This window comes from Kitasatospora sp. NPDC001683 (assembly GCF_053596495.1).
In genome coordinates this window covers 1-8,165 of the sequence record NZ_JBSFGK010000177.1, presented here as the reverse complement: position 1 = coordinate 8,165, position 8,165 = coordinate 1, and the positions used below count along the sequence as shown (strand labels likewise).

Below are 8,165 nucleotides of genomic sequence, written 5' to 3'. Positions count from 1 at the left end.
GTCATGAGCGACTCGGTGAAGAACCTCTTCGAGGCGCCGCAGGTCTACAAGGTCAAGGGCCAGAACCAGTACCTGATGATCGTCGAGGCCCGGGGTGCGAACGAGCAGCGCTACTTCCGATCCTTCACGGCCTCCAGCCTGAACGGTTCGTGGACCCCGCAGGCCGCCAGCGAGAACAACCCCTTCGCGGGCAAGGCCAACAGCGGTGCCACCTGGACCAACGACATCAGCCACGGCGACCTGGTCCGCAACAACCCCGACCAGACCATGACCATCGACCCCTGCAACCTCCAGTTCCTCTACCAGGGCAAGTCCCCCACCGCGACCGGTCCCTACGACCGACTGCCGTGGCGGCCCGGCGTCCTCACCCTCCAGCGCTGACCCTGACCGATCCACGGTGACCGCGATCGGGTACGGCCTGCCGGCACGTGGACGAGCGGTTCACGCCGCGTGGCTCCGGACGGCCTGAACTGGACGCGAGGGGCCCAGACCATGTGATGGTCTGGGCCCCTCGCGTCCCAGGTCAGCGTCCCAGGTCGGTGTCGGCGGGGATGGTGCCGAGACGGCCGGCCTGGAAGTCCTCCATGGCCTGCTGGAGTTCGCGGTGGCTGTTCATGACGAACGGGCCGTACCAGGCGACGGGTTCGCGGATCGGGAGGCCGCCGAGGAGGACGACCTCGAAGTTGTTGTCGCGGGAGTCCTGCTTCTCGTCGGCGCGCAGGGTGATCGAGTCGCCGTCGCCGAAGACGACCGCCTGGCCGCGGTGGAAGGGGCGGTGCTCGTTGCCGGCCGAGCCGTTGCCGGCGAGGCCGTAGGCGAGGGCGTTGAAGTCGGAGCGCCAGGGCAGGGTGATCTGGGCGCCGGGGTTGATCGAGGCGTGGATCATGGTGATCGGGGTGAAGGTGGTGCCCGGGCCCTGGTGGCCGTCCAGCTCACCGGCGATGACGCGCAGGAGCGCGCCGCCGTCCTCGGAGCTGAGCAGCTTGACGCTGCCGCCGCGGATGTCCTGGTACTTGGGGGCGATCATCTTGTCCGAGGCGGGCAGGTTGACCCACAGCTGGAGGCCGTGGAAGAGGCCACCGGACATGACCAGGGACTCCGGCGGGGTCTCGATGTGCAGCAGGCCGGAGCCGGCCGTCATCCACTGGGTGTCGCCGTCGGTGATGACGCCGCCGCCGCCGTGCGAGTCCTGGTGGATGAACGTTCCGTCGATGATGTAGGTGACCGTCTCGAAGCCGCGGTGCGGGTGCCAGGGGGTGCCCTTGGGCTCGCCGGCCGCGTAGTCCACCTCGCCCATCTGGTCCATCATGATGAACGGGTCGAGGTACTTGGTGTTGATCTTGGCGAAGGCGCGGCGGACGGGGAAGCCCTCGCCCTCGTAGCCCTCGGGGGCGGTGGCGACGGTCAGTACCGGCCGGGCGTTCGCGACGGCCGGGTCCGGCGTGGTGACGCGCGGGAGGGTCAGCGGGTTGTCGACGGTCACGGCGGGCATGTCGGCCTCCTTCGAGGGGGGTTCTCTGGCCTACGTGCACGAGGTTAGTTCAATTCTCAACAACAAGCAAGTTGAAGATTGAACTATGTGGGGATGGAGGAGCGCGGGCTCCTCCATCAGCGTGGGTCAGTCGTCTGCGAAGGCCTGGCCGACGGCCGCGAAGCGGTCGTCAGCCGTACATCCGGCGCATGGTGAAGTCGACCATCTGCTCGACCGCCTTGGCGTCGAACACCATCCGGTGCTCGCCCTCCATGTCCAGCGCGAAGCCGTAGCCGGTCGGCAGTAGGTCCAGCACCTCGGCCCCGGTGACGGTGAAGTGCTTGGAGTCCTTGCCGGCGTAGCGGCGCAGCTCCTTGAGCGAGCTGAACATCGGGATCACCGGCGTCGGGGTGTTGTGCAGCGCCAGGAAGCCGGGGCGGTCGCCGCGCGGGCAGTGCACCTTGGAGGTGATGAAGATGGCCTGGAAGTCCTCGACCGCCATCGAGCCCGTGGTGAACGCCCGGACCGCGTCCGCCAGGGACGGCGGGGAGGGCTCCGGGTAGAGGGACTGCTGGGGCGCCTGCCCCTGCGCGCCGTAGGCGCCCGGTCCGGGCATGCCGTTCATGCCCGGCTGCGGACCCGCCTGCTGCTGGTAGGGGTCGCCCGGGTATGCGTTCTGGTCATATCCGTACACACGGACAGGCTAGCGGGAGCGCACCCGCCCGCGCTGGCGTCGATCCTGACAAGGAGTGGTCGTCCCGGCTTGTGGGACGTGACCACGTTCATAGCGGATTCACCGTCGGGGGCTTGCCCAAGTTACCGCTGGGTAGCATCATGATGCCTACTGGTGGGTACGGGACGCCCGAGACGCGGCGGTCACCCGGAAGCGACGAACCGGAGAAAACAGGCCATGGGTCACTACAAGTCCAACCTGCGGGACGTGGAGTTCAACCTCTTCGAGGTGTTCGGTCGCGACCAGGTGTACGGCACCGGGCCGTTCGCGGACATGGACGTCGAGACCGCGAAGAACATCCTCAGCGAGATCGCCCGCCTCGCCGAGAACGACCTCGCCGCGTCCTTCGCCGACACCGACCGCAACCCGCCGGTCTTCGACCCGGAGACCAACACCGCGCCGATCCCGGCCACGTTCAAGAAGAGCTACCAGACCTTCATGGACGCAGAGTGGTGGCGCCTGGGCATCCCGGAGTCGATCGGCGGCCAGGTCACCCCGAACTCGCTGATCTGGGCCTTCGCCGAGCAGATCCTGGGCTCCAACCCGGCCATCTGGATGTACTCCTCCGGCCCGGCCTTCGCCGGCGTCATCGCCGAGGAGGGCACCGAGGAGCAGCTGAAGGTCGCCCAGCGGATGACCGACCGCCTGTGGGGCTCCACCATGGTCCTCACCGAGCCCGACGCGGGCTCCGACGTGGGCGCCGGCCGCACCAAGGCGATCAAGCAGGAGGACGGCTCCTGGCACATCGAGGGTGTGAAGCGCTTCATCACCTCGGGCGAGCACGACATGTCCGAGAACATCATCCACATGGTGCTGGCCCGCCCCGAGGGCGGTAAGCCGGGCACCAAGGGCCTGGGCCTGTTCATCGTCCCGAAGTTCGACTTCGACTGGGAGACCGGCGAGCTCGGCGAGCGCAACGGCGTCTACGCCACCAACGTCGAGCACAAGATGGGCCTCAAGGCCTCCAACACCTGCGAGATGACCTTCGGTGCCAAGCACCCGGCCAAGGGCTGGCTGCTCGGCGAGACCGTCGACGGCATCCGCCAGATGTTCAAGATCATCGAGTTCGCCCGCATGATGGTCGGCACGAAGGCCATCGCCACCCTCTCCACCGGCTACCTGAACGCCCTGGAGTACGCCAAGGAGCGCGTGCAGGGCGCCGACATCTCGCAGTTCCTGGACAAGACCGCCCCGCGCGTCACCATCACCCACCACCCGGACGTGCGCCGCTCGCTGCTGACCCAGAAGGCCTACGCCGAGGGCATGCGCGCGCTGGTCCTGTTCACCGCGTCGGTCCAGGACGACATGCTGGCCGCCAAGCTGCGCGGCGAGCGCGACGAGGCCGCCGAGCGCCTCAACGACCTGCTCCTGCCGATCGTCAAGGGCTACGGCTCGGAGAAGTCCTACGAGCAGCTCGCCCAGTCCCTGCAGACCTTCGGTGGCTCCGGCTACCTGCAGGAGTACCCGATCGAGCAGTACATCCGCGACGCGAAGATCGACACCCTGTACGAGGGCACCACCGCGATCCAGGGCCAGGACTTCTTCTTCCGCAAGATCGTCAAGGACGGCGGCCAGGCGCTGGCCGCGCTGTCCGAGCAGATCCAGAAGTTCCTCGCCTCCGCCGAGGGCGGCGACGCCCTGGCCGCCGAGCGCGAGCTGCTCGCCAAGGCCGCCGGTGACCTGGAGGCCATCGTCGGCAAGCTGATCGCCGACCTGACCTCGGTCGAGCAGGACGTCAAGAACATGTACAAGGTGGGCCTCAACACCACCCGCCTGCTGATGGTCTCCGGCGACGTCGTGGTCGGCTGGCTGCTGCTGCGCCAGGCCGCGGTGGCCCTGGCCAAGCTCGAGGCCGGCGCCTCGGAGAAGGACGTGCCGTTCTACCAGGGCAAGGTCGCGGCGGCCCGCTTCTTCGCCAAGAACGTCCTCCCGACCATCGCCCCGCAGCGGGCGATCGCCGAGGGCGTCGACAACGAGATCATGGAGCTGGCGGAGGAGGCCTTCTAAGGCCGAGCACCCCCTTCTGACCGCCTGACGAACACCCTCACACCGAAGGGCCCGGCTGCCACCGGGCCCTTCGGTGTTCTCGCCTTCCGCGGTGGTTCGCGGTGGACCGCGCTACCCGCTGCACAGGGCCCGCAGCGGGTCCGTCCGGGCCTGGTCGGCGGCCAACTGCGTCCTGGCAGCGGCGAGTTGCCGGTCGAGGTTGCCGGTGGGTCGTTGCGGCTGCCCCGGCGGGTTCGGGTGGGCGGTGCCGGCGGCGGTTCGGGACCGGGTTCGACGGTCTCGTCGGCGGGCGTTGATCGTGGTCAACCGCCTTCCTTTCCGGGTGACTTCACTGTCGGTCAGGGTCGTCGTCCGGCCGTCGGGAGCCGCCCGTGGCCCGTTCACCCGTGCGAGCCGGCTGACGGTGTGCGACCGCGGCGGATCACGCGCTGAAGGAGGGCCGGTGAACTGCGCGTTCACGGTTGTGTCCGTGTTCCACATCCCTTGCCGGGTATCGAATGCCGTGTCCGTGTACGGGCATATGCTTCAAAGTGCGAAGCCGACCCCCATCCGGCTTCGGCCCTCCCTCGACCCTGGAGCAGTATGTCGACCGCCGCCCCTCGGGCATTCTTCGACCGGACGCACACCGACGATCTGATCGAGTTCCTCGGCACCTCGCCGTCCCCGTACCACGCGGTCGCGAGCGCCGCCGAGCGCCTGGAGAAGGCGGGGTTCCGTCAGGTCGCGGAGACGGACGCCTGGGACGGGGCGGCCGGCGGGCGCTACCTGATCCGCGGCGGCGCGCTGATCGCCTGGTACCTGCCCGAGGGCGCGGGGCCGGAGACGCCGTTCCGGATCATCGGCACCCACACCGACTCGCCCAACCTGCGGGTGAAGCCGGTGCCGGACACCGGCTCGGCCGGGTGGCGGCAGGTCGCGGTGGAGATCTACGGCGGGGTGCCGCTGAACACCTGGCTCGACCGGGACCTCGGCCTGTCCGGCAGACTCGCGCTGAAGGACGGTGGTGCGCGGCTCGTCCAGCTGGACGAGCCGCTGCTGCGCGTGCCCCAGCTCGCCATCCACCTGGACCGCCAGGTCAACGACGGCATGAAGCTCGACCGGCAGCGCCACCTGACCCCGATCTGGGGCCTCGGCCCGGTCGACGAGGGCTCGCTGATCGCCTACGTCGCCGAGCGGGCCGGGCTGGCCGCCGAGGAGGTGGTCGGCTGGGACCTGATGACCCACGACGTCCAGCCCGCCTCCTACCTGGGCCGCGACCGCGAGCTGTTGGCCGGCCCGCGCCTGGACAACCTGCTCTCGGTGCACGCGGCCACCGCCGCGCTGGCCGCCGTCGCGGTGGCCGTCGCCGAGGGCGGGGTCACGCTGCCGTACATCCCGGTGCTGGCCGCCTTCGACCACGAGGAGACCGGCAGCGAGTCCGACACCGGCGCGCAGAGCCCGCTGCTCGGCAACGTGCTCGACCGGACGATCCACGCCCGCGGCGGCTCCCCGGAGGACCGCGCCCGGGCGCTGGCCGGCACCGTCTGCCTGTCCTCGGACATGGGCCACGCCGTCCACCCGAACTACTCCGAGCGGCACGAGCCGGGCCACCACCCGCTGCCGAACGACGGGCCGATCCTCAAGGTCAACGTCAACAACCGCTACGCGACCGACGGGGTCGGCCGGGCGGTGTTCGCGGCGGCCTGCGAGAAGGCCGGCGTGCCGTGGCAGAGCTTCGTCTCCAACAACGCGATGCCCTGCGGTACGACGATCGGCCCGATCACGGCGGCGCGCCTGGGCATCAAGACGGTGGACTGCGGCATCGCGGCGCTGTCCATGCACTCGGCGCGCGAGCTGTGCGGGGCGGAGGACCCGTACCTGCTGGCGAGCGCGATCAAGGCGTTCCTGGAGGGCTGAGCCCGCTGTGCGGGAGAAGGGGCCCGGCGTTTCGTCGGGCCCCTTCTGCTGTCCGCTCTGTTGTCTGTCCGGAGCGGGTTACTCCATGCCCGCCAGGACCAGCGGGAGGCGGCGGGCGCCGTCGGCGACCAGCTTCACCGGCACGCCCCAGTCCTGCTGGTGCACGTGGCAGGCCGGGAACTCGATCTCCGGGTCGTCGTCGCAGGAGGCGGCCATCGCCGAGACGTGCAGCACGCCCTCGGTGATCCGGTCGGACAGCACCAGCTCGCGGGAGAGGTCGCTGTCCGCGCCCGCGCCGGAGACCAGCAGCTCGGGCGGGGTCGCGCTGACCAGCAGCCGGGTGGACGGGCCGTAGCGCTCGTCCAGCTTCTGGCCGCTCGGCGCCTCGAAGACCACGTCCAGCCGGAGCGCGCCGGGTGCGACCTCGGTGGCCGCGCGCTGGGTGCGGTGCGCCACCGACTCGACCCGTACCGCCTCCTCCGGCAGCCGCAGTCTGGTCAGCCGGTGCCGGGCCGACTCGACCACCACGATGTCGCCGTCCACCAGCACCGCCCCGGAGGGCTCGCGCAGGTCGGTGGCCAGGGTGGTGACCTCGCCGCTCGCCGGGTCGAAGCGGCGCAGCGCGTGGTTGTAGGTGTCGCTGACGGCCACCGAGCCGTCCGGCAGCACGGTCACGCCCAGCGGGTGCTGGAACAGGGCCTGGTCGGCGCTGCCGTCGCGGTGCCCGAAGTCGAACAGGCCGGTGCCGACGGCGGTTTCGACCGTCATGGTTTCACGTGAAACGAAGCGCAGCGCGGAGGTCTCGGAGTCGGCCACCCAGAGCTTCTGGCCGTCCGCGGAGACGGCGAGGCCGGACGGCTGGGCGAACCAGGTCTCGGCGGCGGGACCGTCCACCAGGCCCTCGTTGGTGGTGCCGGCCGCGACGCCGACCGTGCCGGCCGTCGGGTCGTACGCCCACAGCTGGTGCACGCCGGCCATCGCGATCCACACCTTGCCGTCGAACCAGGCGACGTCCCAGGGCGAGGAGAGGTCCACCTCACGGGCCGGGCCCTCGGTGGCCGAGCCCTGCCACCACTGGCGGCCGGTGCCGGCCAGGGTGGTGACGCTGACGCCGTCCTCGGCGAGGCGCACGCCGCGCAGCGCGTGGTTGACGGTGTCGGCGACGACCACGTCGTACTCGTGGCCCTCCGGCAGCAGCGCGAGGCCCTGCGGCTCGCTGAACCGGGGGCTGGCGCCGTCCACCAGGCCGCGCTGCCCGTCACCGATCCGGCGCACCACCGTCTCGCCGTCCTCGGCCAGCTCGACCAGCGAGTGGTGGCCGGAGTCGGCGACCAGGAAGTGCCCGTTCGGCAGCCGGACCGCCTTGCCGGGGAACTTGAGGTTCTCGGTGCTCGGCTCGGGTGCCACGTACGGGCCGTCGCCGCGCCGCAGGGTGCCCTTGGCCTCGTGCTCCGCCTCCAGCTCGGCCACCAGCCGGGCGATCGCGTGGGCGTGGCCCTCACCGGCGTGCTGGGCCACCACGTAGCCCTCGGGGTCGATCACCACCAGCGTCGGCCAGGCCCGGACGGCGTACTGCTTCCAGGTCGCGAGCGCCGGGTCGTCCAGCACCGGGTGGTGCACCTCGTACCGGGCGACGGCGTCGACCACGGCCTGGTGGTCGGCCTCGTGCACGAACTTGGGCGAGTGCACGCCGACGATCACCACGGTGTCGCGGTGCTCCTCCTCCAGCTCGCGGAGCTCGTCGAGGACGTGCAGACAGTTGATGCAGCAGAAGGTCCAGAAGTCCAGGATGGTGATCTTGCCCCGGAAGTCGGCGAGGGTGAGTTCCTTGCCGCCGGTGTTCAGCCAACCGCCTGCCCCGACCAGCTCGGGGGCGCGTACACGTGCACGAGATGCCATGGCTGTATCCAACCCCACGGGGGGTGGGGGCATTCCGGGGTGGGGTGGGGGGGTTCTGTGGGTGGGGGTGGGCTCTCGGGAGGGTGGGTGGCCGGGGCGGTTCCGGGGGTGGCCGCTCCGGGGGCTGGATGATTTTCCGACTGCCGACTCTGTGGGTGG

7 protein-coding genes are annotated in these 8,165 nt (G+C 70.4%); 3 read left to right on the top strand and 4 right to left on the bottom strand.

What is annotated here, in order from left to right:
* Positions 1-381 (top strand): non-reducing end alpha-L-arabinofuranosidase family hydrolase (locus ACWCYO_RS39650; protein ID WP_449786932.1); only part of this gene is annotated, 381 nt, incomplete at its 5' end.
* A 142-nt stretch (positions 382-523) separates the two neighbouring features.
* On the opposite strand, the gene ACWCYO_RS39645 is transcribed toward ACWCYO_RS39650, so the two are convergent.
* Positions 524-1,492 (bottom strand): pirin family protein, encoded by a 969-nt coding sequence (locus ACWCYO_RS39645; RefSeq protein ID WP_270145403.1) that lies wholly within the window; start codon positions 1,490-1,492, stop codon positions 524-526.
* Between the two features lie 169 nt (positions 1,493-1,661).
* A complete protein-coding gene (locus tag ACWCYO_RS39640; protein ID WP_405000671.1) occupies positions 1,662-2,165 on the bottom strand; it encodes an SseB family protein in 504 nt (167 codons plus the stop codon).
* 216 nt (positions 2,166-2,381) lie between these two features.
* Here ACWCYO_RS39640 and ACWCYO_RS39635 point away from each other — a divergent pair, with 216 nt between their 5' ends.
* Positions 2,382-4,211 (top strand): acyl-CoA dehydrogenase, encoded by a 1,830-nt coding sequence (locus ACWCYO_RS39635; protein ID WP_270145402.1) that lies wholly within the window; start codon positions 2,382-2,384, stop codon positions 4,209-4,211.
* A gap of 111 nt (positions 4,212-4,322) precedes the next feature.
* On the opposite strand, the gene ACWCYO_RS39630 is transcribed toward ACWCYO_RS39635, so the two are convergent.
* The gene (locus tag ACWCYO_RS39630) at positions 4,323-4,517 is read right to left on the bottom strand and encodes a hypothetical protein (protein ID WP_449786931.1); all 195 of its coding nucleotides are present in this window, start codon (positions 4,515-4,517) and stop codon (positions 4,323-4,325) included.
* A gap of 276 nt (positions 4,518-4,793) precedes the next feature.
* On the opposite strand from ACWCYO_RS39630, the gene ACWCYO_RS39625 reads away from it, so the two are divergent.
* Entirely contained in the window at positions 4,794-6,107 is a 1,314-nt protein-coding gene (locus ACWCYO_RS39625; protein ID WP_449786930.1) for a M18 family aminopeptidase, read from the top strand.
* 78 nt (positions 6,108-6,185) lie between these two features.
* Here ACWCYO_RS39625 and ACWCYO_RS39620 read toward each other — a convergent pair whose 3' ends face one another.
* Entirely contained in the window at positions 6,186-8,006 is a 1,821-nt protein-coding gene (locus ACWCYO_RS39620; RefSeq protein ID WP_449786929.1) for an NHL domain-containing thioredoxin family protein, read from the bottom strand.
* Positions 8,007-8,165 lie beyond the last annotated feature (159 nt).